Annotated in this window: 19 protein-coding genes and 2 pseudogenes; all 21 read left to right on the top strand. The window is 53.5% G+C overall.

The genetic code is table 11. The features are described from left to right. Positions 1-71: 71 nt before the first annotated feature. Positions 72-473: pseudogene (locus ACVKSX_RS18580) on the top strand (hypothetical protein); the annotation flags it as partial. A 62-nt stretch (positions 474-535) separates the two neighbouring features. Continuing rightward, positions 536-892: a hypothetical protein gene (locus tag ACVKSX_RS18585; protein ID WP_031292743.1), complete on the top strand. Its 357-nt coding sequence runs from the start codon at positions 536-538 to the stop codon at positions 890-892. Positions 893-1,332: 440 nt separating this feature from the next. Then, the gene (locus ACVKSX_RS18590; protein WP_354438111.1) at positions 1,333-2,637 is read left to right on the top strand and encodes a hypothetical protein; all 1,305 of its coding nucleotides are present in this window, start codon (positions 1,333-1,335) and stop codon (positions 2,635-2,637) included. Continuing rightward, positions 2,637-3,044 carry a hypothetical protein gene (locus ACVKSX_RS18595; protein ID WP_022625128.1) on the top strand — a complete coding sequence of 136 codons (408 nt, stop codon included), beginning with the start codon at positions 2,637-2,639 and terminating at the stop codon, positions 3,042-3,044. Before ACVKSX_RS18590 ends, ACVKSX_RS18595 begins: the two co-directional genes overlap by 1 nt. A 39-nt stretch (positions 3,045-3,083) precedes the next feature. Next, a complete protein-coding gene (locus ACVKSX_RS18600) occupies positions 3,084-3,341 on the top strand; it encodes a PAAR domain-containing protein (protein WP_072000524.1) in 258 nt (85 codons plus the stop codon). Between the two features lie 2 nt (positions 3,342-3,343). Next, complete coding sequence (locus ACVKSX_RS18605; protein WP_354438112.1) at positions 3,344-4,504, top strand: hypothetical protein; 1,161 nt, start codon at positions 3,344-3,346, stop codon at positions 4,502-4,504. Positions 4,505-4,530: 26 nt separating this feature from the next. Beyond that, entirely contained in the window at positions 4,531-7,902 is a 3,372-nt protein-coding gene (locus ACVKSX_RS18610; protein ID WP_354438114.1) for an ImcF-related family protein, read from the top strand. Continuing rightward, a complete protein-coding gene (tssA, locus tag ACVKSX_RS18615; RefSeq protein WP_354438115.1) occupies positions 7,903-9,522 on the top strand; it encodes a type VI secretion system protein TssA in 1,620 nt (539 codons plus the stop codon). Positions 9,523-9,606: 84 nt separating this feature from the next. Continuing rightward, complete coding sequence (gene tssF / locus ACVKSX_RS18620) at positions 9,607-11,376, top strand: type VI secretion system baseplate subunit TssF (RefSeq protein ID WP_111534437.1); 1,770 nt, start codon at positions 9,607-9,609, stop codon at positions 11,374-11,376. Next, positions 11,340-12,419 carry a type VI secretion system baseplate subunit TssG gene (tssG, locus tag ACVKSX_RS18625; RefSeq protein ID WP_354438116.1) on the top strand — a complete coding sequence of 360 codons (1,080 nt, stop codon included), beginning with the start codon at positions 11,340-11,342 and terminating at the stop codon, positions 12,417-12,419. Before tssF ends, tssG begins: the two co-directional genes overlap by 37 nt. Positions 12,420-12,495: 76 nt before the next feature. After that, positions 12,496-13,023, top strand: a complete 528-nt coding sequence (tssJ, locus tag ACVKSX_RS18630; RefSeq protein WP_022625121.1) for a type VI secretion system lipoprotein TssJ — start codon at positions 12,496-12,498, stop codon at positions 13,021-13,023. Positions 13,024-13,027: 4 nt separating this feature from the next. Beyond that, a complete protein-coding gene (locus ACVKSX_RS18635; RefSeq protein WP_354438118.1) occupies positions 13,028-15,370 on the top strand; it encodes a type VI secretion system Vgr family protein in 2,343 nt (780 codons plus the stop codon). A gap of 2 nt (positions 15,371-15,372) precedes the next feature. After that, positions 15,373-16,200 (top strand): DUF4123 domain-containing protein, encoded by an 828-nt coding sequence (locus ACVKSX_RS18640; protein WP_354438119.1) that lies wholly within the window; start codon positions 15,373-15,375, stop codon positions 16,198-16,200. A gap of 46 nt (positions 16,201-16,246) precedes the next feature. Beyond that, complete coding sequence (locus tag ACVKSX_RS18645) at positions 16,247-16,744, top strand: DUF3304 domain-containing protein (protein WP_022625118.1); 498 nt, start codon at positions 16,247-16,249, stop codon at positions 16,742-16,744. Between the two features lie 22 nt (positions 16,745-16,766). Beyond that, on the top strand, positions 16,767-17,309 hold the full coding sequence (locus tag ACVKSX_RS18650; RefSeq protein WP_071785059.1) for a DUF3304 domain-containing protein: 543 nt from the start codon (positions 16,767-16,769) through the stop codon (positions 17,307-17,309). Next, positions 17,309-19,096: a DUF2235 domain-containing protein gene (locus ACVKSX_RS18655; protein ID WP_354438121.1), complete on the top strand. Its 1,788-nt coding sequence runs from the start codon at positions 17,309-17,311 to the stop codon at positions 19,094-19,096. Before ACVKSX_RS18650 ends, ACVKSX_RS18655 begins: the two co-directional genes overlap by 1 nt. 701 nt (positions 19,097-19,797) lie before the next feature. Then, positions 19,798-21,381, top strand: a pseudogene (locus tag ACVKSX_RS18660) (DUF2345 domain-containing protein); the annotation flags it as partial. Further along, a complete protein-coding gene (locus tag ACVKSX_RS18665; RefSeq protein WP_354438123.1) occupies positions 21,378-22,925 on the top strand; it encodes a hypothetical protein in 1,548 nt (515 codons plus the stop codon). The pseudogene ACVKSX_RS18660 and the gene ACVKSX_RS18665, both read left to right, overlap by 4 nt. Then, on the top strand, positions 22,925-24,022 hold the full coding sequence (locus ACVKSX_RS18670; RefSeq protein ID WP_346449955.1) for an Imm72 family immunity protein: 1,098 nt from the start codon (positions 22,925-22,927) through the stop codon (positions 24,020-24,022). The genes ACVKSX_RS18665 and ACVKSX_RS18670 overlap by 1 nt, the downstream gene beginning before the upstream one ends. A 57-nt stretch (positions 24,023-24,079) precedes the next feature. Further along, entirely contained in the window at positions 24,080-24,967 is an 888-nt protein-coding gene (locus ACVKSX_RS18675; protein WP_354438125.1) for a DUF2345 domain-containing protein, read from the top strand. Positions 24,968-24,969: 2 nt separating this feature from the next. Further along, on the top strand, positions 24,970-25,797 hold the full coding sequence (locus tag ACVKSX_RS18680) for a DUF4123 domain-containing protein (protein ID WP_354438126.1): 828 nt from the start codon (positions 24,970-24,972) through the stop codon (positions 25,795-25,797). Positions 25,798-25,821 lie beyond the last annotated feature (24 nt).

The following is a 25,821-nucleotide window of genomic DNA, read 5'->3' on the forward strand; positions in this document are numbered from 1 at the left end:
ACGTGTCGGTTGAACTTGAGCGCATCCCGGCCCAGTAGCGTGATACTTCCTTCACGTTAAGGATAACCGAAATGAAAATCTGTTTTCCTGCCCGAAAAGCGAATGGTGAACAATACGCCACCCTGGATGAAATGATGCAGCCGCTCTGTCAGGAGCCACACGGCTCCTGGCTGGCCGGAACGAATAACATGTGGCACGGCGGGATCCACATCACCAGTAAGAGCGCCCCGGGTTCCGTGCTGACAAACGAGACGGCAGATACTGCGGTGCCGCTTCAGTTTATGGCGGGTGGCGAAGTCGTGGCCTGGCGTGTTAATCAAGACTATCTGACCAGTAAATACATCAATAACCCGCTGCAGTATTCCAGTACGTTTGTGCTGGTCAAATCGACCTGTACTCCGGATCCTGAAAAGAAGGACAACGGCCTCGATTTTTACTCGCTGTATATCGGGCTTGCTCCGCTGTCTGCCTTTCCGGAGCCGAATTAACTGGTCAAATGTTCCATATGATAGATTTAATAAAAGGGTTTATTTTTATGAAAACTAGAGGAATTTTATTGTCATTATTGGTTTTGTTTTCTTTTTCTGGCTTCTCTGCTTTTAATCAAAATGAAAGTAAGCAGCTTTCAGATATAAACTCTGAAACCCAAACCAAAGTTAGCGAAGCTCTAAAAAAATTAGATAAAGCAGAGATGAGGAAGATTGATAATAATTTAGAGATGAAAAAGCAAATCTCAGACCTGAGAGCATCATGGGATATAATGATTGATAAAAAGTGCCAGCTGGAAACTTTTGAATCAAATGGTACGGATGCTAAAACTGCTGAATTTAACCAATGCATCACCAATGAATATCTGAAGGAAGCTGAATATTTTAATAGTATTCTTCCATAAAAGGTCGTTTGTGGATGGAGCTAATTTTTCGATGATTAGAAGTCAAGGTTGAACGTTTCAACCTTGCATTTTAATGCTCGAAAAGATATTTGTTATAAATAAAATTAATGTGTAGGTTTAAGCTTAATGTGAATTTGCTTTTGATATGCGTTATATCTTCAGGTGTAAAAAATGATTACATTAACCTCAAAAAGGTAAGTTTTGGATGAAATGGTTTTAAATGTTTACCTTTTGGTGATTGTGACAGTGGAGTTATTACATGAGGCGCTACTGTAATCAAACTCAAAATGAATATTTATACGATTGTAGGAGAAATGATATCGATAAACTATCAGACTTAGCCGGTAAACTTCAGAGCGGCATTAGCAATGAAATTGAAAATAGCATCATTATTATCTGCTTGTGCCCTCCATTTTTTTGCATTTTTTCAGAAGACGTGAATGTTTATTTGGCCAGTACACCTGGATAAACTGGGCTTTAAAGCATTTGAGGAGCCGTCCACATCCGATATGACGGAATCCCTGCGTGAAGGGTGGATTAAAGACGGGTTCACCAGGATTGCAGAGTGGGTACGCCCTGAGCGCGGTATCCGGGAAAAACAGGTCTCTGACTACTACAAAGCCCTGCTGCAGAAAATGGACAGCGATAACAGTGGCGACCTTTCCGGTGCAGAGCTACGCCAGGCGGTTAATTATGCGGAGCTGGATGTCAGGGATATCGCGGCGCGAATGGTGGTCAGACACGACAGTGAATGGTTTGGCGGCAGCAGCCATCACCGCTGGAGAACGTTTTTAAAGCAGCTGGATCCCCTCTGTGTCAGCTATGTTAAAAAGTGGTTTAACGACATGGAGTGGATGAGCAAGGTGGACGGATTCAGCAGCGGTGCGCCTGTCTGGCATATGCATCCCGTGACATTTTTAGATGCAATTAATGATCATGGGATATGTGCATGTAATCGAGATATCACTATTGAGGAACTGCAAAAAATAGCGCAAGGTGTGAATATTGACACGCTTAAAAGTTATTTGGATGGGTTAAATGCAGGCTTTAAGCGATTTGAAATCACTAAATGTCGAGATAAAGCCCATTTCTTAGCACAAGTTTTGCACGAAAGTGGAAATTTTAGATTCACTAAAGAAATTAATGGAGAAAGAGCCTCTTATCAACCGTGGTACGGCAGGGGATTAATCCAAATTACTCTGCAAACCAATTATGACAGTTATGGGTGTTATATTGGAGAGGATGTGTCATCATCCGACTCAGCCAGAGATAAGTTAACTGTGCTGCCTCATAGTGTTCTTTCTGCATTCTGGTTTTTCAAGGTTCATAAATCTTTGGATATTCTCTCTGGAGATGATGACTTCAACAAAATAACTGCAGTCATTAATGGTGGTTTTAATGGGTATGATGATCGCCTAAATATATTTAATAAGGCTGTGAAAAGTCTTCATACAGAGCATTTGAATAAAAAGAACGAAGCTGGAACATATCCATTTACGATCAGTGAAATATACAATAGTAAGATTTACTCATTTGGATGGGGGCTTTGGCATGATCCAGGGTCAAGACGACAAGGTACAGAGAAGAACAAAGATAAAGCATTGGCCGGCTACAAGCGTGCAAAAGAACTCATAAATGCAAACCCTTTCCCTGCAAGGCAGGCACATAGAAAAATTTACGGAGTTGAGTATCAAGAGGTACTCAATTACATAGATGGTAGAATTACAGCCCTAGAGGTATCTTAATGAAAGTATTTGTTGCGATTTTTTCAGTATTTATTATGTCACTCAGTTTCATGGCTCATGCGAGTGAAACTGTAGGATGTTTTAGTGCAGGGAAGATGAATGTCAAATTCGTCAAAATATCTCAGGAAGGATTGGATATTGGGTATGTTAAGTACGAACATTCGAAATCAGCTATTCCATTGCTTTTTGTAAAAACAGAAGAACAAGATTCAGCTGACCGTCCCTCATCTTTTACAACCGATTGGAATGAAATGCTTAACGGAAAAGTAAATGGTTATTATACGGTAATGTCACAAGGTGCTCGTTTTTATCAGTTTGATTATAAATCATTAAAAGGAAAAGTTACTGAATTCTCTGAAAACATAGGTGCATACAATGATGATCGTTCAGATTGTGTGTGGAAGTAATGTTTCTATATTATTCTAAGTGTAACAATAGGAATGCTGATGCAAGGAATTATTCGTCTCGGTGACAAAACCACCCACGGTGGGGCTGTTTTGTCCTGCTCAACAACCATGCTCTTTGGCGATATCGGTGTAGCCCGTAAAGGTGATCGTGTTTCCTGCCCTGAGCATGGTGATACCACTATCGTTGAAGGTAACCCAAATTACCGCGATCGCGGTGTTCCTGTGGCTTTCCACGGGCACAAGTGTGGCTGTGGCTGCACACTTATCAGTTCACTGCCTAATGCACTGGTGGGGTAAACGTGCCGGTTGAACTTGAGCGCACCCCCGAGCAGGAGAGACTGCCGCCTCGTCCGCGTTTTAAACGCTGGCTGCTCCTGGGCATTGTGATGCTGTTGGTGGGTGCTGCAGTGACATTCCTGTTCTGGCAGGGTGAGCGTTCAGGTGCAGCATTCTGGGGGCTGGCCGCAGGTGTGCCTGTCCTGTTGTGGGGCCTGTTGGTTGTCGGGCGCTATTTTGGTTATGCGTTACTGCGCGGGCGTTGTGTTAAGAAGAATGCCACAACCGCCGCCCGGTACCGCGCAGACGTTGCTCGCGGACAGCGCTTTGCATGGCTTATCGGCGAAGTACTGATTAACGGGCTGGGGTCTGCCAGTCCGATGGCGCATGAGGCTGTACTAGCCAAAAAGCCCCTGATGATGCCCTGCGAGCCCGTTAATGGCGGCAATCCGGTTCGTCACCGCGCGCTGGCGGCCACCGGGGAAATGGCTGACCGGGAAGCGCATTATTTTCAGGAGGTAATCGCCCACATCCAGAATCTGGTGGCGTTGCTCCCTCCGACGCTGACCTGCTATCTGGCGGTGGATACCGGCGAACAGTTTTCGACATTGCCGTCCCTCCTGCAAAAAAGCGTGTCCCATCCGCTGGTGCGCATTCGCGAAATGACGGGGCTGGAAATCCTCGACTACTGGCTGGATTGCCATTATGACCGTGCTGCTGCGTTACTGGTGATCAGCGCTCAGCTTTACGAAAACCCGCCAGAGGACAGTGGCGAAGCCATTTCAGTGTTACTGCTGACCAACTGCCGCCTGAAGGATATCCCGGATGCGTCAGTCAAAGTTCACCGGCCGCAGATGTGTCGCGATGGCAATCTCGACCGGGCATTTGAGCTCGTCATGATGTGGTCAGGACTGGAAAAAACAGCACTGAAGCAGGCATGGACCAGCGGCGGCCAGATGGCCTCCGGCGATATCTTCAGCAAGGCCCGGGAGGCACATGCCCCGGGGCTTAAAGCCGATAAAATTACCCATATTGATACGGTTGTCGGGTTTGCGGGCGTAGCCGCTCCCTGGCAGGCGTTACAGCTGGCAGCGCGTCAGTGTTTGAGCGACAGCGAAGCCCAGCTAATTGTCACCGAACTTTCAGAAGACAACCGACAACTCTGTATTGTCACCCCGGAATAACTCTCAAGGGATTGCTCTCCTTCGTTATGAAAATCGCATCCACTTTTCTGCTTGCGCTGCTTCTGGGCGCACTATCTGTCTGCCTCATTGGCGGCGCACTCTTGTTATGGCCGGAGTGGGTTAAGCACACCTTCAATATCGGGCCATTCAGTACGACCGGCATAGTGATAATCAGCCTGCTGCTGATGCTGGCGGCAGTGATCATCGGTTGGGTACTTGAAACTGTATTCACGAAGAACGGTGAGAAGCTGGGAAAGCTGGATGTGGTCGCCTCCGGACAGCAGGCTGCTGCATCCCAGCCTGAAGCAAAGCATACCGACGCGGACACCTCCCGGTTTGTGGCTGAGGCGCTGGTCGATCATCTGCGCCTGCGCTACCGCCGTCGCTGGAAAGCCAAAGTTCGCCTGTTGCTGGTACAGGGTACCGACAGTGATATCGAAAAGGTGGTGCCGGGTCTTAAGGGCGATCACTGGCAGGAAAGTGACGGGATTGTGATTATTTACGGCGGTCTGGCGGAAAGCGTGCCGGATGATGAGTTCCTGTCCGTGCTGAAAGCAGTGCGACCACAGCGTCCGCTGGATGGTGTGGTGCAGGTGATGAACACGGCTGCACTGCCCGATACAGCGAAGCAGGACACGCTGGTGCGTGTACGTCAGAAAACCGATACTCAGTTGGGCTGGCAGCTGCCGGTCTGGCTGTGGCTTGTCCGGGAAGGCTCTTGGGACCAGGATGGAGTGGGTGTACCTCCAGCCGGCGCGCTGTTTGGTCCAGGTGCGACAACGGAAGAGGTCCGTTCGACATTGACCTCACTCTCGTCAGACCTGCAAACCCCAGGCGTGTCGGCGCTGCTGGAGAACTCTCAGCACCACTGGCTGTTGAGCCTGTCGAAAGCCCTGCGCGGCTCGTTGCGACGATCCCTGATCCCGCTGCTGACCACGCTGATGTCAGGGCCAGCCCCATACCGTCTGCGTGGGGTGATGTTCAGTCCGGCATTGCCAGGGACCGAAACGGTGCCGCATGCGCGCCTTTCACCACCGGTCTGGCAGGCGCTCGAAAACGACAGCCTGCAGGTGCATGCCCGTAAAATCGGTTTCCACTGGCAAAAGGTGCTGCGCCTGGTGCTGCTCGGTCTGGTACTGCTCTGGGGGGCGGGTACGCTAATGTCCCTGTCCGTCAACCGCACCCAAATCTGGCTGGCTCAGGATACGGCCCGGATTGCTGCTGACACTAAACAGCCTCTGTCGGATCGCCTGCGTAACCAGTTAGCTCTGCAGCAGACCATCGCCCGCCTGCAGAACCGCGAAGTGTACGGTGCGCCGTGGTACACCCGCTTTGGCCTGAACCAGGACAGCGACACGCTGAAGCTGCTCTGGCCATTGTATGCCCGTAACAATCAGGCGCTGATGCGTGATGCACTGGCTGACGAACTTCACCGTCAGCTCAACGCTTTCGTGCAGTTGTCTCCGGCAAGCGATGCGCGCACGTCTGCCACTCAGAAGACCTACGGTTTGCTTAAAGGCTACCTGATGCTGGCCCGTCCAGACAAAGCGGATGCGGAGTGGCTTGCCGGCAATATGCTGAAGGCCTGGCCGCAACGCAGCGGCGTGCCGGACAGCGTATGGCAGACCCAGGCGCCGAAGCTGCTCGGCTTCTGGGCGCAGAACTTACCGGCACACCCGGAGTGGAAAATCTCTCCTGACCGCGAACTGGTGGGCACAGTACGTCAGATCCTGCTCAAACAGATTGGTCAGCGTAACGCGGAAAGCGGTCTGTACCAGGAGATGCTCGGGCGCATTGCCCGTAACTGGCCGGATTTAACCCTGTCTGACATGACCGGCGATACGGATGCGTCAACCCTGTTCTCCTCGGAAGAGGTGGTGCCGGGGATGTTCACCCGTCAGGCGTGGGAAGAGCAGGTTGAAGATGCGATTGATCAGGTAGTGAAGACCCGCCGTGATGAAATTGACTGGGTGCTCACCGACAAAACCCGTCAGCCGGGCAGTGATGTGTCACCGGAAGCGCTGAAACAGCGCCTGACCGAGCGTTACTTCACTGACTTTGGCAACGCCTGGCTCAACATGGCCAACAGCATTCAGTGGCACGAAGCGTCATCGCTTTCGGAGGCCATTGCGCAGCTGAACCTGCTGGCAGATGTGCGTCAGTCCCCTCTGGTGGCGCTGATGAATACACTTGCCTGGCAGGGACAGACCGGGACAAAAGGAGAGGCTCTGGCTGACACCCTGGTGGACTCGGCGAAAAAACTGGTGGGGCGTCAGAAGAGTGCAAAACAGTTTATTAAACAGGCGCAGGGGCCGAAAGGGCCGCTGGATGGCGTCTTTGGTCCACTCACGGGGCTGATGGCCGGCAAGGACGGTACCGGCTCAAACGGTAACCTCAGCTTCCAGTCCTGGCTTGCCCGTGTAACCCAGGTGCGTCTCAAGCTGCAGCAGGTGACCAGCGCCCCTGATCCGCAGGCGATGGCGCAGATGCTGGCCCAGACTGTTTTCCAGGGAAAAGCCATCGATCTGACCGACACCCGTGACTACGGCTCTCTGGTAGCGGCAAGTCTCGGGCAGGAGTGGAACGGTTTCGGGCAAGCATTGTTTGTGCAGCCGCTCGATCTGGCCTGGCGTCAGGTGCTGGCTCCGGCGGCAGGCAGCCTCAATGCCCGCTGGCAGAGCACCATTGTTTCGCAGTGGAACACTGCCTTTGCCGGACGCTATCCATTTAAGGCCACCGGCAGCGATGCTTCACTGCCACTGCTGGCCCAGTTCCTGCGCAGCGACTCCGGGCGTATCGCGGCATTTATCAAAACCAACCTCGGGGGCATGCTGCATCAGGAAGGCAACCACTGGGTGGTGGATCCGGCTGCCAGTCAGGGAATGAGCATCAGTCCGGCGTTTCTTGCCGCCATCAACAAGCTTGCCGATATCTCGGATATCGTCTTTGCTCAGGGCGATGCCGGGGTTCATTTCGAACTGATGGCCCGACCGTCACGCGATGTGGCCCGCACCCAGCTGACGCTCGATGGTCAGAAACTGGATTACTTCAACCAGATGGAAAGCTGGCAGAGCTTCACCTGGCCGGGCAATACGTATTACCCCGGTGTGGATCTGAGCTGGCGCTCAGTCAATACAGAAATGCGCCTGTATGCCAGTAATCAGGGAAACTGGGGCTTTATCCGTTTGCTGGATAAGGCGCTTATCACCCCGCTCGACAGCAGCCGGACACAACTGGTGTGGATCACTCCGGATGGCAATCCGCTGAAATTCATCATGCGCAGTGAGCTCGGTGACGGGCCACTGGCACTGCTCAAACTGCAGGGCTTCAGTCTGCCGCAGACTATTTTTTCCGTGGGCGCGACTGATGGCTCACTCACCCTTGCCGGAGACGAATAAATGGCGACTGCAGAAACGCTCCTGACCCTGTGTCTTCCGGGCGCGGTCCAGCGTACCGCACTGCTCGCTAAGAGCCGGGAAAGCCTCTCTCTGTGGTCGCCGTGGCTGACACCACTCCCGACTGGTAATGGAGCCGGAGATGACCCTACCTATGAGGATGATTTCCAGCTGATGCGCGAGGAGATCAACAAGCTTTCTGGCACCGATACCGGGGTGCTTTGTCGCCTGGCGGAAAGCATTCTGACCCGACATGCCCGCGACATCCGGGTGGTGACTTGGTACACCATGGCTCGTCTGCAGCGCGATGGCGATACCGGGCTGACGGATGGCATCCTGCTGCTGGCAGCCATGCTGGAACAGGCGGGGCGGCACTGCCACCCACAGCGCAGCACCGCAAGACTGGCCGCACTCGACTGGCTGAACAGTGAGAAAGTGCTCGATACATTCTCGCGCTGGCCGGATGTGACGCGTGAAGAGACCGCCAGAACAGCAGCCGCGCTGTGCTTGCTGGAAACGGCCCTGAAACAGCTGCCGGATGCGGAACGCCCTGATTTTGCCGGTTTGCTGCGCAGGCTGGAAACCCGCCTGGCTGGTAGCGGCGGGCTGGATACACCGGTGGCTTCATCAGGACCGGACGGCTCAGGTGAAAGCACCCACAGCACACCGACGTCAGGCACTGCTGTACCGGAAACCGTGGCTGTCAAATCGGAAGTGGAACTGGTCCGTCAGCTGCGGGTGCTGTCCGGCTGGGTGGTTGAGCAGCCACAGGGCTGGCTTGCCGCTCACAGGATGATGAAGGCCGCCCGCTGGGACATGGTGACGCAACTTCCGGCTCTTGATGCAGCCGGGCGGACACGCCTGCTGCCGCCAAAGGCTGACTACCGCGCCCAGCTTAAACGTCTGTACCTGCAGCAGAGCTGGACTGAACTGGTTGAGCAGGTGGATGTGATGTTCTCTGAGGGCGGTAACCGCTTCTGGCTCGATTTGCAGTGGTATCTGTGGCAGGGGCTGAGCCGGGCTGGTGGGCCGTGGGAGCACTGGGCGGAGTACATACTCAGCGACCTGAAGCTGTTACTGAAACGCCTGCCGGGTCTGGAAACACTCGCCTGGAACGATGGTACGCCGCTGGCCGATGAGGTGACACTGAACTGGATAGCCGAAAAGGTCAACGATGACATGCCCGGATTCAGTGACGAGCCGGCAGTGGCCACCGCTGCTCAGACAGATGACATTCTGGCACTGGAAACGGAGGCGATGGAGAAGGGGGACACCGAGGGCCTGGAGGCTGCGCTGGTCTGGCTGCAGAGTCGTCCGGACATGGCCTCACCCCGCAGCCGCTGGCTGCTGCGTCTGCTGATGGCAAAGGTGGCTGAGCAGTACGGGCGTAATGAACTCGCTCTCCATTTGCTGGGGGAACTTACCGACAGCGCCCCGAAACTGACACTCAGCGAGTGGGAGCCGGGACTGCTGTTCGACGTGCAGGCCCGCCGTCTGCGGTTGCTGCGCATGAAAGCGGGGCGCAGTGAAAGTGACAAAGCCCGTTTTGCCCCGGAAATGGATAGTCTGCTGGCCGGGCTGATTGCCCTCGATCCGGCACGCGCAATGGTGCTGTGCGGATAAGCCTCCCCTGACATTACAGGCCATCACCTCCGATGACGCCATCTGTTTTCTTTTTGATATTTTCTACACTCAGGATCTCCGTATATGGATGATTTAACCCTTCGCTATTACGAAGCCGAGATGCGCTACCTGCGCGAAGCCGGTAAAGAATTTGCCCGCGCTCACCCCGATCGGGCAGCGATGCTCAATCTGGATAAAACCGGGGCCCGTGATCCGTATGTGGAGCGCCTGTTTGAGGGCTTTGCCTTCCTGATGGGCCGTTTGCGTGAAAAGCTCGATGATGACCTGCCGGAACTGACCGAAGGGCTGGTGAGCCTGCTGTGGCCACATTACATGCGCACCATTCCGTCGCTGTCGGTAGTGGCGTTCACGCCGGACTGGCGCCAGCTTCGCAAAATGGAAGTGCTTGAAAACGGCTTTTCCGTCCTATCGCGTCCGGTCGGTCCCGATAACACGGTCTGTCAGTACCGCACTACCCGCGAAGTGCTCCTGCAGCCGCTGTACCTGGCTGAGGCCCGCCTGCAGACAGAGCCCGATGGACGCGCCGCCATTCGTCTGCGTTTCGAATGCCCGGACAAGGTGGACTGGTCTAAAGCCGGGATTGATAAGGTGGCTATTTACCTCGATGCAGACAGCCCGGTGGCCTCGGCTCTGCATCTGGCGCTGACGCGCCGGGTGCAGGCGATGTATGTCCGCCACAGTGAGACCCGTACTGAGCGGGTACGCTTTGACGGCTGGTGTAAACCCATGGGCTTTGATGATACCGACCGGCTGTGGCCTAAAGGGGACTCAGCGTTCAGTGGCTACCAGCTGCTGCTGGAGTATTTCAGCTTCCGCGAGAAGTTTATGTTCGTGGAGCTCAGAGGCCTCGAGCTGGCAGGGCTGAGTCAGAAAACCACCTGGTTTGAGACCGATATCGTGCTCGACGGCGGCTGGCCGTCAGACATGCCGTTTGAGACCGATAATTTCCGCCTGCACTGTGCGCCGGTCATTAACCTGTTCTCACTGGAAGCGGACCCGCTGACGCCTGACCCGCTGCAGAACGAATACCTGCTGCGGCCGATGCGCGTGCAGGACGGTCATACGGAAATCTACAGTGTGGATTCCATTCACGGTGCGGTGAAAAACGGCAAACATCCGTACGTACCGTTCACCAGTTTCCGCCACCGCGGTGGCATGATGCGCCATGACGCGCCGGAGCGTTACTTCCACACCCGCGTGAAGCGCGGTCCCTCGGGGCTGTATGACACCTGGCTTATCCTTGGCGGTAAGTCATTCGAACTGGAGCAACTGTCACAGGCCCCGGAGTCGCTCTCCATCCGCATCACAGGTACCAACGGCCAGCTGCCGCGCCGCTCACTCCAGAGCACGCTGCTGGACAGGGTGGTGAAAGCGGGCAAAGTGCCGGTTCAGGTCATGAATCTGAAGGTGCCAACTTTGCCGCTTTACCCACCGGCAAATGACCGCTTCCACTGGCGGGTGATGAGCCATCTGGGTTCAAGCTTTTTAAGCATGATGGATAATCCGGAAGTGCTGCGCGGCACGCTGGCGCTCTATGACTGGACCGATGATGAGATGAACCGTCGCCGCCTGGAGGCGATTGTTTCCGTGAAGCACACGCTTATCCGTCGCTTTGAAAAGGGCTTTATGCTGCGCGGGGTGGACATTGAAATCACCCTTAATGCCGATAACTTTGCCGGGGAGGGCGACGTCACGCTGTTTGGCGAGATGCTGCATCGCTTCTTTGCCCTTTATGCCGATGTCCACCTCTTCAATCAGCTCACGCTGGTCCTGCAACCGACAGGGAAACGACTGCGATGGAAAGAGAACCACAGCCAGCACATTCCGGGCTGACAGAAGCGCTTCGCGACGACATCTGGCAGGTTAATTTCTACCGCTTCTGTCAGCTGCTGGAGCAGGAGAACCCGGACGCGCCGAAGCTCGGCAGTACCGAAAAAATCTCCGCTGACCCGGTGCGTTTTCGCCCGTGGCCGGGAATGGGCTTCCCGGTCAGCGAACTCAAAGCGGTTGAAACCGATGAGGACCACCCGGACCTGTCGCCGACGGTGCGGACCACTTTCCTCGGAATGTACGGGGTGGACTCCCCGCTACCGACGGCGTACCTCGATGATATTGCGCAGCGCCGGGAGGGGTATGAAGCCACCACCGCGTTTCTCGATATCTTCAGCCACCGTATCCACACCCAGTACTACCGTATCTGGCGCAAATACGCTTACCCGGCAACCTTCGAAGCCGGCGGCGTGGATGACACCTCCCAGTGCCTGCTGGGGCTGGTTGGTCTTGGCATCCCGGGCACGGCGGAGCAGATTGCCACGCCGGTTTCCCGCTTCCTGGCTCTGCTCGGCACCATGCGGCTGCCCACCCGAAACGCCGAAGGCATCCGCCAGTTGGTGAGTCTGCTGGCCCCGGACACCCTGAGCACGGTTATCAGCCCGGACCCGGTAAAAGTCCCCGTGGAGAATCGCAGCGGACTTGGCAAAGCCAGCCGGGTGTCCCTGTCACAACGCACCACCCTCGGTAAAACAGGCAAAGAAGCCTGCAGCCGTATCCTGCTGATGCTGGCGACCGACAACCCGTACGAAGCGCAGGGCTGGCTGCCCGGCGGTCAACTGCACACCGACCTGATGGTACTGCTGCGGGTGTACATGGGTTATCGCTCCGATGTGCGTCTTCGCCTCACGGTGCCGGTGAGTTGCCTGCCTGACCCCCGTCTGGGTAAGACCCACCGGGTACAACTGGGACGTACCGGCGTGCTGGGCCTGAAGCGGGACAAACCCGCAACCCGCACGCACCTGACCGTGAGCCTGGGCACCTATGAAGGCCTGACCTGTGAGACCCTGCGACCGGCAGAGCCCGGTGGCTACCGTTTCGACTGATATTCCGGAACGCAATACCCAACACCAGACACATTCAATACGCCCCTGTTTCTGAAAGCTGAAAAGGACTCTCCGAATGACTTTCGCTTCCCTGTCGCGCAGCGCCGCACTGATGCTGCTCTGTTCCCTGTTGACCGCATGTGGCCTGACTCAGGCCGTGTCGGACGGCACCGTCAGCGCAACCAGGGCCATCTTCTACAAAAAAATAAAGGTGCTGCACCTGGACTTCGAGCCACGTGCCGCTGCCAATGCCGATGAAAGCCAGACGCCGCTTGCCACCATGGTGCAGGTTTACCAGTTGAAAGACCGCCAGAAGGTGGACGCTGCCGACTACCAGAAACTGCTGCGTGATGCAGATAACACCCTCAAAGAGGACATCGTCGCCAGCAAATCGCTGCTGGTGATGCCTAAAGGCAGCATGACCCTCAATATGCCGATGAGCGAAGAGGCGAAATTTGTGGCGGTGGTGGGGCTGTTTAATCGGCCGGATATCAAAAACAACACCTGGAAGCTGGTACTGAGCCGCGACGACCTCGACCCGGACAAACCGCGCACTATTCAGCTCAACAGCACCGGGCTGACTCTGGTTCCGGTGAAGGAGTAAGGCAATGGATATGACGTCAGATAACTGGCTGGCGCTGTTTGACGGACAGACCCGCTACAGCCTAGAGATTAACGACAGTACCCTGAAGCCCGATGTGCTGAACTTCCACGGGCGGGAGGCGCTGAATGAACCGTTCGAATGGCGCATTGAATTCACCACACCACAGAAAGGCATCAGCCGTCAGGATGTTATGCTGAAGTATGGCACACTCAGCATGCTCTCAGGCCGGGTGGTGCAGGGCATCATCACCGGTTTTGAGGTCCTCAACGAAACCGTGGACCGGACGCATTTCGCCGTAACGCTTTCCTCGCGCCTGGCACTGCTTGCCCATACCCGGCGCTGCGCGGTCTGGCAGAATGTTTCGGTACCGGAACTGGTGGAGCAGGTCCTGCGCAGCCACGGGCTGGAAGGAGCAGATTTTGAATTCCGGCTGGAACGGACTTACCCGGTCCGCGAACTGATAACCCAGTGGCGTGAGACCGACCTGCAGTTTATTCAGCGTATCCTTGCCGAAGACGGCATCTGGTTCCGCACCGGCGTCAACACGACCACCGGGCTGGATACGGTGACCTTCGCCGACAGCCAGTTGCAGTATCAGTTTGATGTCCGCCTGCCATACCGTGAGCCTTCTGCCCTCCATGACGGCGCGGTTGAAGCCGTATGGGATGCCAGGGTATGGCACCACACGGTGACCGGCAGTGTGGCCACCCGAGATTACAACTACCGCGCCGCCAGTACGCCGATGGATGCACAGGTCAGCGTCAGAAATGAGGCGGCCACCACCGGTGAACATTATCACTACGCGGCCCCGTACCGTGAAGCAGGGGATGACACCATCTCTGAGCCGGAAACCGAAAGCGGCGCCTTTTACGCCCGCATTCAGCATGAGCACGCCCTCAATAATGCCATTCGCCTGCACCTGTTCAGTAACGCCAGCCACCTGACGCCGGGCATGGTGCTGGAGACCGGCGACAGTGATGTGCCGGAGCTGAAAGAGGGAATGGTCATTACGCTCATCACCTTCCGCGCGGCCCGGGACACCCGTCTGCATGTTTCGGTATGGGGCATGCCTTACAGTGAACAGTACTGCTTCCGCCCGAAAACCACGCCGCGTCCGGTGATTGCCGGGACACTTACGGGCCGCGTCGAGAGCGACGAAAAGAATGCGCCGTATGCGCACCTCGATGAAACGGGACGTTACCGGGTGAAGCTGGACTTCAGCCGTGAAGACGCAGAGCCGGGCTATAACTACCTGTGGATACGTCAGGCCAAACCGTACGCCGGAGAAACCTATGGCTGGCACACGCCGCTGATTGATGGCACCGAAGTGGGGATTGCCTTTGACGGCGGTGACCCGGACCGGCCGTACATCGCCTATGCGTTCCATGACTCTGAGCATCCAGATGTGGTCACCCGCGATAACCGCAGCCAGAACATCCTGCGCACCGCAGGTCAGAACGAACTGCGGATGGAAGACCAGCGCCAGAATGAGCATATCGCACTCAGCACGCCGTTCGGGGCCACGGCGCTGAACCAGGGCCACATCGTGGACGCGGAGAACGCGCTACGGGGCTCCGGGTTTGAGCTGCGCACCGATGAGTTCGGGGTTATACGTGTGGCAAAAGGGCTGCTGGTCACCGCCGATGGCAAAGTGCAGGGTGAAGGCGATGTGCTGGATATGGATGTGGCACTCCGGGAGATTGAGGCTGTCCGCGCACAAATCGAGGGGCTTGCCAGCGCCACCCGCCAGGCGAAAGCCCTGGAAGCTGACATTGCCAGCCAGCAGGCGATGTTCGCCACACGGCTGAAAACCCTCAATGAGATGATCCATTTCTCCGCACCCGAGGGGATCGCTTTTACCAGTGCAGAGCATCTGCACCTGGCGGCCACGAAGAATGTCGCCCTGAATGCCGGTGGTGACATCAGCATGGGGGCTGAAGGGCATATCACCGGACTGGCAGGCGACAGCGTGGGAATGTTTGCCCAACACGGCAAGCTGAGACTGATTTCGGCACAGGGGCAGGTACAGTTTCAGGCGCAGAATGGGGCGATGCATTTGAGCGCGGAGCAGAAGCTCACGCTTATCTCCGCAACGGAGATGCTGCTGGCCGGTAAAAAGCGAATACGTCTGGTCGGAGGCGGGAGTTCCATCCTCATTGAGCAGGGACAAATCAAATACGAAACGGCGGGAACGTACACCCGCAAGGCCAGCCGACTGGACACGGAAGGTGGTGCTTCGCAGAGGATAGAAATGCCAGTCTTGTACCCGCCAATCGAAAATAAAATTTGTATTCCTTGTCTGCTTAAAGCGATACAGGCGAACGATGCGATAGTGCAGGGAGCATAACAATGGACAGTACAGAACTCATTACAGCGTTATCCTGCAGTCCAGACGAGAATATCTGCCTTCTGTTTGAAGCGGGTGCGCAGCCGGAGGCCGATTTTCTGGCATTTAAAGTGCAGCATGCTCTCAGGCTGCATTCTCTGTATATCCATCCTCAATTGACAGAGTTTCAGAACTACGGTCCCTGGTTGCTGGAAATTGATAATGCAGAGCGGCTACCTGACTACCTGGCGTCTTTGCAGGGATGCGCCGCAGTCATTGTTTCAACGTGTTATCCATCAATGCTGGCAGTGCAGCTATCCCGCGGCTGCACCATTGTTCAACCAGATGGGTCTACAGAGTTGACGCGCTTCTATGCCAGTCATGTCATGGAAACGCTGGCGCAGCGTGCCGACTGTGACTGGCATACCTTTCTGTTCAATGGCATCACACGGTGGTGGTTACCTGGAGAAACGCAGTGGCAGGCACTTTCCATAAAGCCCTCTGAAGTAGATAAGCCCACTAATCATATTATCAGGCTTGATAAAGCGACCTGGCAGCAGATTACGGATAAGCCGGAAGTGACCAGTATTCTGAAAGAATGGCAGAAGATGCCGACTAGCAAAGTATTTCCACCATGCGCGCAGCGACTGATGGTGATCAAAGTGTTGAATAAAAGTAAAGAGTTGGGTTCGTTATCCCCTGCGGATCAGAAATTGTACGTGTTGTATTACCTTAATGGCGGGCGGCAGGAGCTGGAATCAGATGCACTGAAGGTTGCATTACCAAAGGTGCTGAATGGAACACAGTCGCTGGCAGAGGTGTTGGTTAACCTTGCGGATATACAGTACTGAAAATCTGAACGGTTAATGGTGTGTGCTTCAATCAGAGAAATAATAAATGGGATTTTTTAAGACTTACGACAACATTGATAACGCCGTTAATCGTGGCTATGCCCGCTGTAAAAAATGGATCTGGGGCAGTTTATTGGCAGTGGTTCTGGCATACGGTGGCTGGCTAATCTGGGCCGCAGTCTGGGGGCCGCCGACGGGTCCAGTAACATTGATCATTCACAGTGAAATTGACAGGCCAATTCTGGGATTCAGTGTGAATGGTGTGGCGGGGCCAAATGCGTTTGCTCACGGTGGTGGAAAAGCAACATGTTGTGGCAGCATCAGTGGGAAAACAGCGGAAGTAATATGGACATTAAGCACCACGCGGGTGCAGTACGATGCGGGACTTCGCAAAGAAACTCGCCGTATTGTAATGCCTTTACCTGAACGAAAGTGGGGAGAGAATGATTTGCATGTTCACTTTTTGCCCGGGGATAAGGTGTTACTGGGCTGGAGTGATAATGCCTGGTCTCCCTATGAAAAGCGGCCAGAAAATATTAAATAGCTGGTGAGCTGGGGAAATAAAAATGGGATTTTTTAAGTCTTACGACAACGTTAATAATGCCGTGAATCGCGGTTATGCCCGCTGGGGTAAATGGATCTGTGGCAGTTTATTGGCGGTGGTTCTGGCATACGGTGGCTGGCTAATCTGGGCATCCGTCTGGGGGCCGCCGACGGGTCCAGTAACATTGATCATTCACAGTGAAATTGACAGGCCTATTTTGGGGTTTAGTGTTAACGGAGTGGCGGGACCCAATGCGTCTGCATATAAAAAAAATCCTTATTCAGGTGGCGGAGGAGCGGCTACTTGTTGCGGCAGCATCAGCGGGAAAACGGCGGAAGTAATATGGACATTAAGCACCACACGTGCTCAGTACAATGCGGGCCTTCGTAAAGAAACTCGTCGGATAGTTATGCCAATGCCAGAAAGAAAGTGGGGAGAGAATGATCTACATGTCCACTTTTTGCCTGGAGATAAAGTGCTACTGGGCTGGAGCGATAATGCCTGGTCGCCTTATGAAAAACGTCCTGATACTCAAGGTCAAACTGCAAAGGAGGAGCAAAATTGATGGATATCGAAAGTATTATTGCTGCTGCCAGTCGTGCCCAGCAGGCAGATGATGTCGGATTGGAAAATTGCTCGCGGACATGGCATGTCGGTTTCTTTTTTGATGGTATCCATCGAAATATTCAACAGGATGCGTCGGAGCAGCGCCTTACTAACGTAGCCAGATTATTCAGAGCATACCCTAGCCCTCAAGAAAACACGGTTGATGTAAGCTATGATAAATTTTATTTATCAGGACTTGGCACACCATTTCAGGAAGAACTCACTGAGAAGTTGCATACCATAATGGATAGTGCGCAAAGCTCTGTACTGGATGATTTGAAAGACCAGCCAAAAGAAATAGCTAAAGATGCCGGCCTGGATTATTTGAAAAGTGGTAACTGGTGGGAGGTTCTAAAGGATTCCGGAAAAAAACTGATAAGCCCTTCGGAGTGGAAAACGCTGGTGGGCGATGTAGCTAAAAATGCCGCAAAAAAATCTGGTATTGAGGCAACCCCCTGGTTGCGTGATAATCCCGTGATTGCAGATATGCTAGTTACCGGTGTCGATACACGAATAAGTTCGGCAAAATTACGTTTTGAGCGGTTTTTTGAACGAGCCAAAACCAATAGCTCGGTACCTGTAAAACTGATCTCCATTTCGCTTTTTGGATATGATGTCGGAGCAACGCTTGCACGTAAATTTATTGATACGCTGCTTGATGATATTTGCCAGAAACAGGGAGATAAATATAGTTATCAGGGGATCCCCGTAGAGATTGTTTTTACAGGCCTGTTTGATTGTGCCCGTCATACACCTGCCAGTAATAATAATGGCGTGGACTGGTTTATTTCTGCTTTCGGGGGGCCAATAAAAGGCATTAGCGTGCTGATGGGCGATAAGTCTGTTGATCAGGAATCGGCATTGCCGGATACGGTTAAAAATGCACTGCATCTGGTCGCAGCCCATGAAAACCGGCCATGGCGGAGCGTCTATTGTCTTGGGGGAAGTAATAATAAGCACAAGGAAGAGCTGTTACCCGGCTGCGCGGAGGATGTAGGGGGAGGCCTGAAGCCAAATGAACAAAAACCGAGTGCAGAACTTTGTCGGGTGGCCCTTCACCGGATGTACCGGACCGCGACGATGGCTGGTGTTCCATTTCCAGATTTACAAACACTAGATCAGACTGATACTGATGTTGCTGCCTATTTCATCATGCAGGACAAGGTTAAGAACAAGTCTGTCGCTCAATGGACAAAGCTGTATCAGCAAGCGGTGCCTTTTAACGCCGTCAGTATCGGAGCGCAGAACCGTCATCTGGACAGCTATATTGAGTGGCTTGGGCGACAATATTATCAATACCGCTGTGAATGCATGAAGTATGAAAAACAACGTGGCGATATTTTAGCCTCCGCCGGCGCTTCTGCCGGGTTATTGGGGATTTCACCACAGGCAAAAGAAACTTCAAGGCACTACCAGAATGAACTCGATGTGTTGCACAAAAATTGGGGGTGGCTGGACGATGTCCATGATGCTGCAATAAGAATGAAGAACAGTATGGAAAACAATCCAAATGATAAGCGTATCCAAATCGTGCCTGATATCTACAGGCCTGCATTGAGGCGAGCGAGACGTTTTCTTGATTATGCCCATGCTGCTTATCTTGGTCAGCCTCAGCCTTTCCCCGAAGATAATGCGCCCTCAGATATGTATGCCTGGTTTATTCATAACAGACAAGCAACGGGAAATGATGTTGGCATCTCTCAGGATTTCCTGGTGATTCGTTCACTGGAAAAACCTGATGTTTAACCTGTAACCGTCAGTGACTCTTGCTAAATAGTGACTCTTGGGTGTTTCACCTTTATTTATTCTATAACGCCGATTACTTGATATCCCGTCATTGCCAGGGTACAGATGGTGTGTGGGATATGAAGAAAATAATGCTTCGCATGCGTAGTGGCCTCGGCAGATTATAACTGCTATTCAATTATGGAAAGCTAAAGGATCATGATTAGCGTTGAAAGCGTTGAGCAATTAGAAGCATATGTTAGCTTTCTGATTGAAAGAGAACTTGTGTTATGCCTATAGGAAGTTATGGGGTGAGTTTTTTCTTAAATTCATCCATTGAAATAAATTCGATTGCAGTTGAAAAAAACTTGATTATCGTAATTGCGATGGTTTCGCGTATCGCGATGAATAAAGGAATGTATTGATTTTATTAAGCAGCGCAGTAAAGATAACTAATTGTATTGCCACCGTGTTATCGTTGTATTTGAATTGTCTTGAACAGTTTGACTCTTTATAATTAATGATATGGCTAAATCAATATTAATGTTGAGTGGATAGAGCTTAATCGTAATATGAAGGAAGTGCCCCACGAATCAAAATCCCCCTATGGCACTGAGTTTATGCTCGAGGGACGCGTTTTAATTCGCCATATGAAACAACAAAACTATCTCGAACATCAGGTACAGCTGTAATCCGCCCATATTCATAACCGCTAATGCCCGGCCAGTACGCCGATGGATGCACAGGTCAGCGTCAGAAATGAGGCGGCCACCACCGGTGAACATTATCACTACGCGGCCCCGTACCGTGAAGCAGGGGATGACACCATCTCTGAGCCGGAAACCGAAAGCGGCGCCTTTTACGCCCGCATTCAGCATGAGCACGCCCTCAATAATGCCATTCGCCTGCACCTGTTCAGTAACGCCAGCCACCTGACGCCGGGCATGGTGCTGGAGACCGGCGACAGTGATGTGCCGGAGCTGAAAGAGGGAATGGTCATTACGCTCATCACCTTCCGCGCGGCCCGGGACACCCGTCTGCATGTTTCGGTATGGGGCATGCCTTACAGTGAACAGTACTGCTTCCGCCCGAAAACGACGCCGCGTCCGGTGATTGCCGGGACACTTACGGCCCGCGTCGAGAGCGACGAAAAGAATGCGCCGTATGCCCATCTCGACGAAACGGGCCGCTACCGGGTGAAGCTGGACTTCAGCCGCGAAGACGCCGAACAGGGCTATAACTACCTGTGGATACGCCAGGCCAAACTGAACCAGGGACACATCGTCGACACGGAGAACGAACCACGGGGAACCGGGTTCGAACTGCGCACCGATGAGTTCGGGGTTATCCGTGTGGCAAAAGGGCTGCTGGTCACAGCCGATGGCAAAGTGCACGGCGAAGGCGATGTGCTGGATATGGACGTGGCACTCCGGGAGATTGAGGCTGTCCGCGCACAAATCGAGGGGCTTGCCAGCGCCACCCGGCAGGCAAAAGCCCTGGAAGCTGACATTGCCAGTCAGCAGACGATGTTCGCCACACGGCTGAAAACCCTCAATGAGATGATCCACTTCTCGGCCCCTGAGAGGATGGCTTTTACCAGCGCAGAGCATCTGCACCTGGCGGCAGCGAAGAATATCGCCCTGAATGCCGGTGGTGACATCAGCATGGGGGCTGAAGGGCATATCACCGGACTGGCAGGCGACAGCGTGGGAATGTTTGCCCAACACGGCAAGCTGAGACTGATTTCGGCACAAGGTCCGGTACAGTTTCAGGCGCAGCACGGCGTGATGCACCTGAGCGCCGAGCAGAAGCTGACCCTTATTTCAGCCAAAGAAATGCTGCTGGCCGGAAAGAAGCGAATACGACTTGTCGGCGGTGGGAGTTCCATCCTCATTGAGCAGGGACAAATTAAATACGAGACGGCGGGGACTTACACCCGCAAGGCCAGCCGACTGGATAGTGAAGGTGGAGCGTCAAAGACCCCGGATGTGCCGTGGCTGGCTGACCCGCTGAAAGACCGTAATGAGGCCCTGATGCAGTACCTTTACCACGATGATATGCCGGTTGTCGGTGCGCCGTTCACGGCGACGCTAGCGGATGGCTCAGTGCGTAGCGGTAACCTCGATGGGGCGGGCTACCTGCATCTTGACGATGTACCGGACGGCCCGATGACTGTTGAGATGGGGCCGGACAGCCGCAATTTTGTCCGTAAGGCGACTGAGGAAAACTCCCGCTACCAGGCTCAGGTGATGAGTGACACTCAGGCCGACGACCTGATTACCCGCCATACAGGAAGTGAAGCATGAGTGATATTAGTGGTACTGCCTGGTTTAAGCAGACCAGTCTTGAAACCAGCCAGTGGATTTGGGGCACCCTGTCGGGGGCGTTCAATGAAAAGCAGACCATCGGGCAGATAATTACCGATGCCGCCATCGGAATGATCCCCCTGGTGGGAGATGTCACTGCCGTGCGTGATTTGCTGGCCGTGTCGATAGGACTTGCACAGGATCCAAAAAAGCGGGAAAGCACCACTGAGTGGGTGTTCCTTGTTATTTTACTGTTTGCACTGATCCCGGTGATTGGTGGTGTCATCAAAGGAGTGGGGCGCCTGGCGCTTAAAGTCACTGCTGATGCAGCCAAAGATGCGGAAACCCTGAAAGAGGTGGTGCAGTTTTTAAACCGTATCGGAGAGGGTAATGCACCAAAGTGGCTGAAAGCGCTGGATGTCCAGTCCCATCAGGCCGTACTGCTGGATAAGCTTGGTGTGTTCTGTAACTCGCTGATTACTGTTATCAACAAAATCCTGAGCTCAGCGTTGGGTCGCGCACTGCCAGAAAAATGGCACGGGCAGCTTCGCTCGCTGGCAGAAGGCTTTGCCAGCCTGCGGGATATGGGGAGGCGGATGATCCCTTCGGCGTTGCAGGAACTTAATACAAAACTGAAAGTACTTCAGGCGATGGTCTACAGAGGTGAAATTCATACTGTAGCGACAGGTTCCGGCAGAGCTGATGTGCGCCGTGAAGCGGAAGCGTATCTGATAGAGCGAGAGCTGCGGGATGGGCCAAAGCAGGGGACGCGGTTTCCGAGTATTCATGCTGAGAAAGATTTTGAACGAACGCTGCGACAAAAGTACGAGAAAAAGGGGTATCCCGACTTATTTCGAGGTGGGGCAAAAATAAGCCCGGCATTTGGAGACAAACTGGTGTTCCCCAGCATTGCGTCATTTAGCGGTGAGATTACCGCCAAAAGCGCCAGGGAAATGGCGGGAAAAACGATATTCCGTGCTTTCGGAAACGAGAGCACTGTTGCGGGTGAATCCTATGCCGCTGGTGGATTCTGGGGGTATCAAAAAACACCGGGTTCAGCAGAAGAATGGCGAGAGCTGTCTGCGGTGCTGGATGAGTGGAATGGTAACGGTTTTCTGGTTGTCCTCCATCTCCCTGAAGATTTTGGCACACGTATGCCGGGAGCGAGTGCGTGGCATGGGAAAATAGCGGAGCAGTTTGGGAAAGATATACCTGATCAATATCTGAAAGGTGGTGGGGAGCAGGTCATTATTGAGCTGGATGAACGGTTTAAAAGAATGGTGAACAACTATGGTAATCAGGTCAAAGTCAGTGGCCGGGCGATGACGATCGATATCCAGGGTGTGAAGGCTGAATTTTATCCCTCCGAGTGGAAAGAGGTCAGCGGAAAGTATGGGTACAGTAAGCCTGAAGAGATTACTCCCCCCTATGCGACCAGCACGCGTAAGCTGCATGATGATGAACTCAGAAGCAAAGTGACGCAGCGTAGTATGGTGAATGCCGTCCGCGTTGACCGCCAGACCAGCGAAGAGGACAGTAAGTAATGACTAATTTTCCAATGACCGACGAGCATGTTCGCCGTCGCCTTTTTTGGCTGATACAGCGCCTCAGCAGCTACACCCTCTGGCAGCGTAAACGGAATGTCTGGGCGCTGTTCGCAGACAAATACGAGGAGGCGCTAAAAACCTGGCCGGAAGAAAAAACCAGGGGATTTCATCCGAAAGGGATCATCTATATCTATGATGCATTGCGATTGTTCGATGAGGGGCTGGCAGAACTGGCAACAGGTAACCGTCAGGTCTGGCAGCGCAAAACGGGAGCATTTCATCAGTTGGCTCGGCCTGTTGATCTTGTTGGCTCATTCCTGTACGGGCCTTGCCATGAACGTGGAATGCAGTTTGAACACTACCCTGATTTTATTGAATCCTTAAACAAACTCCGGCTGGCGGCTGAATACTGGGGGGATAATTTACTTTATCCGCCATATAACAATGTCTGTAATACCTTTGATGCAGGGTATTTACTGGATTCCAAAAATTACAGTTCCACCTTTGCTGTCTATCCATACCCTGTTTTCCCAAAAAATTTACCTTCGGTACCAGACGGAACAGAAATCATTATCAAAACAGGAGAGCCTGTACCCTGTGATGGCATCTGGGAACCGGTAAAACTCACCCATAATCATAAGTTTTTGGTGTTCCCGACAGCTATCAGCGGATTTAAAACTTTGGGAGCGTTTAATTATTTCATACGTGGAATGAATGCGCCTTTGCAGGTTTATGAAGACATGTTACGGGCTGACGGCTGGGGATATCGTGAGGTTCAATGGCGTCTGGTCTGGGAGGATACCCGTTATTGTGATGGCATTATCCCGGATGAGTCAGCGTATTTTCTGAATGAAGCCCAGGGAAAACGTATCCAGTGTCGTACCGGTGAGCAATGCCCACATTCCGGACAGTGGGCCACGCTGGCAGGGGGGCATCAGCAATTTACTTATGCGCGTGCGGGGCAAAAAATGCCGGAAGCGGAGGTCTTTAAGGGCGGTTTCGGTCCGGCGACGTTTACCCAGGCAAACTGGAGTCTGTTGGATCGCGATGACGACGGCAGCGTTTTTGTCGTCAGCCCTGATGAGACACACTGATACTGGGAGCTGTCGGCGCTGTATGACGGCGTAATTGAAGCCGTGTGGGATGCGCGGGTGTGGCACCACACGGTGACCGGCAGCGTCACCACGCGCGATTATAACTACCGCACCGCCAGCACACCGATGGATGCAAAGGTCAGCGTCAGAAACGGTGCGGCCACCACCGGCGAGCACTACCGCTACCTGGCTCTTTACCGCAACGCCGGGGATGACACCACCGCTGAGCTGGTCATAGCCGATGGCAAAGTGCACGGCGAAGGCGATGTGCTGGATATGGACGTGGCACTCCGGGAGATTGAGGCTGTCCGCGCACAAATCGAGGGGCTTGCCAGCGCCACCCGCCAGGCGAAAGCCCTGGAAGCTGACATTGCCAGCCAGCAGGCGATGTTCGCCACACGGCTGAAAACCCTCAATGAGATGATCCATTTCTCCGCACCCAAGGGGATCGCTTTTACCAGTGCTGAGCATCTGCAACTGGCGGCCACGAAGAATGTCGCCCTGAATGCCGGTGGTGACATCAGCATGGGTGCTGAAGGGCATATCACCGGACTGGCAGGCGACAGCGTGGGAATGTTTGCCCAACACGGCAAGCTGAGACTGATTTCGGCACAGGGGCAGGTACAGTTTCAGGCGCAGAATGGGGCGATGCATTTGAGCGCGGAGCACAAGCTCACGCTTATCTCCGCAACGGAGATGCTGCTGGCCGGTAAAAAGCGAATACGTCTGGTCGGAGGCGGGAGTTCCATCCTCATTGAGCAGGGACAAATCAAATACGAAACGGCGGGAACGTACACCCGCAAGGCCAGCCGACTGGACACGGAAGGTGGTGCTTCGCAGAGGATAGAAATGCCAGTCTTGTACCCGCCAATCGAAAATAAAATTTGTATTCCTTGTCTGCTTAAAGCTATTCAGGCCAATGATGCGATAGTGCAGGGAGCATAACAATGGACTGTACAGAACTCATTACAGCGTTATCCTGCAGTCCAGACGAGAATATCTGCCTTCTGTTTGAAGCGGGTGCGCAGCCGGAGGCCGATTTTCTGGCGTTTAAAGTGCAGCCTGCTCACAGGCTGCATTCTCTGTATATCCATCCTCAATTGACAGAATTTCAGAACTACGGCCCCTGGTTGCTGGAAATTGATAATGCAGAGCAGTTACCTGATTATCTGACGTCTTTGCCGGGATGTGCCGCAGTCCTCGTTTCAACGCGTTATTCATCAATGCTGGCAGTGCAGCTATCACGTGGATGCACTATTGTGCAACCTGATGGTTCTACGGCGCTGACGCGCTTCTATGCGAGCCACGTTATCGGTGTGCTGGCGCAGTGTGCCGAGAACGACTGGCATGCCTTTCTGTTCAACGGCATCACACAATGGTGGCTTCCTGGCGAAACGCAGTGGCAAACGCTTGCCATAAATCCCCCGGAAGTAGATAAGCCCACTAATCATATTATCAGGCTTGATAAAGCGACCTGGCAGCAGATTACGGATAAGCCGGAAGTGACCAGTATTCTGAAAGAATGGCAGAAGATGCCGACTAGCAAAGTATTTCCACCATGCGCGCAGCGACTGATGGTGATCAAAGTGTTGAATAAAAGTAAAGAGTTGGGTTCGTTATCCCCAGCGGATCAGAAATTGTACGTGTTGTATTACCTTAATGGCGGGCGGCAGGAGCTGGAATCAGATGCACTGAAGGCTGCATTACCAAAGGTGCTGAATGGAACGCTATCGCTGGCAGATGTGCTGGTTAACCTTGCGGATACACAGTACTGAAAATCTAAACAGTTAATGGTGTTT

The organism is Pantoea sp. PvP021 (genome assembly GCF_054056055.1).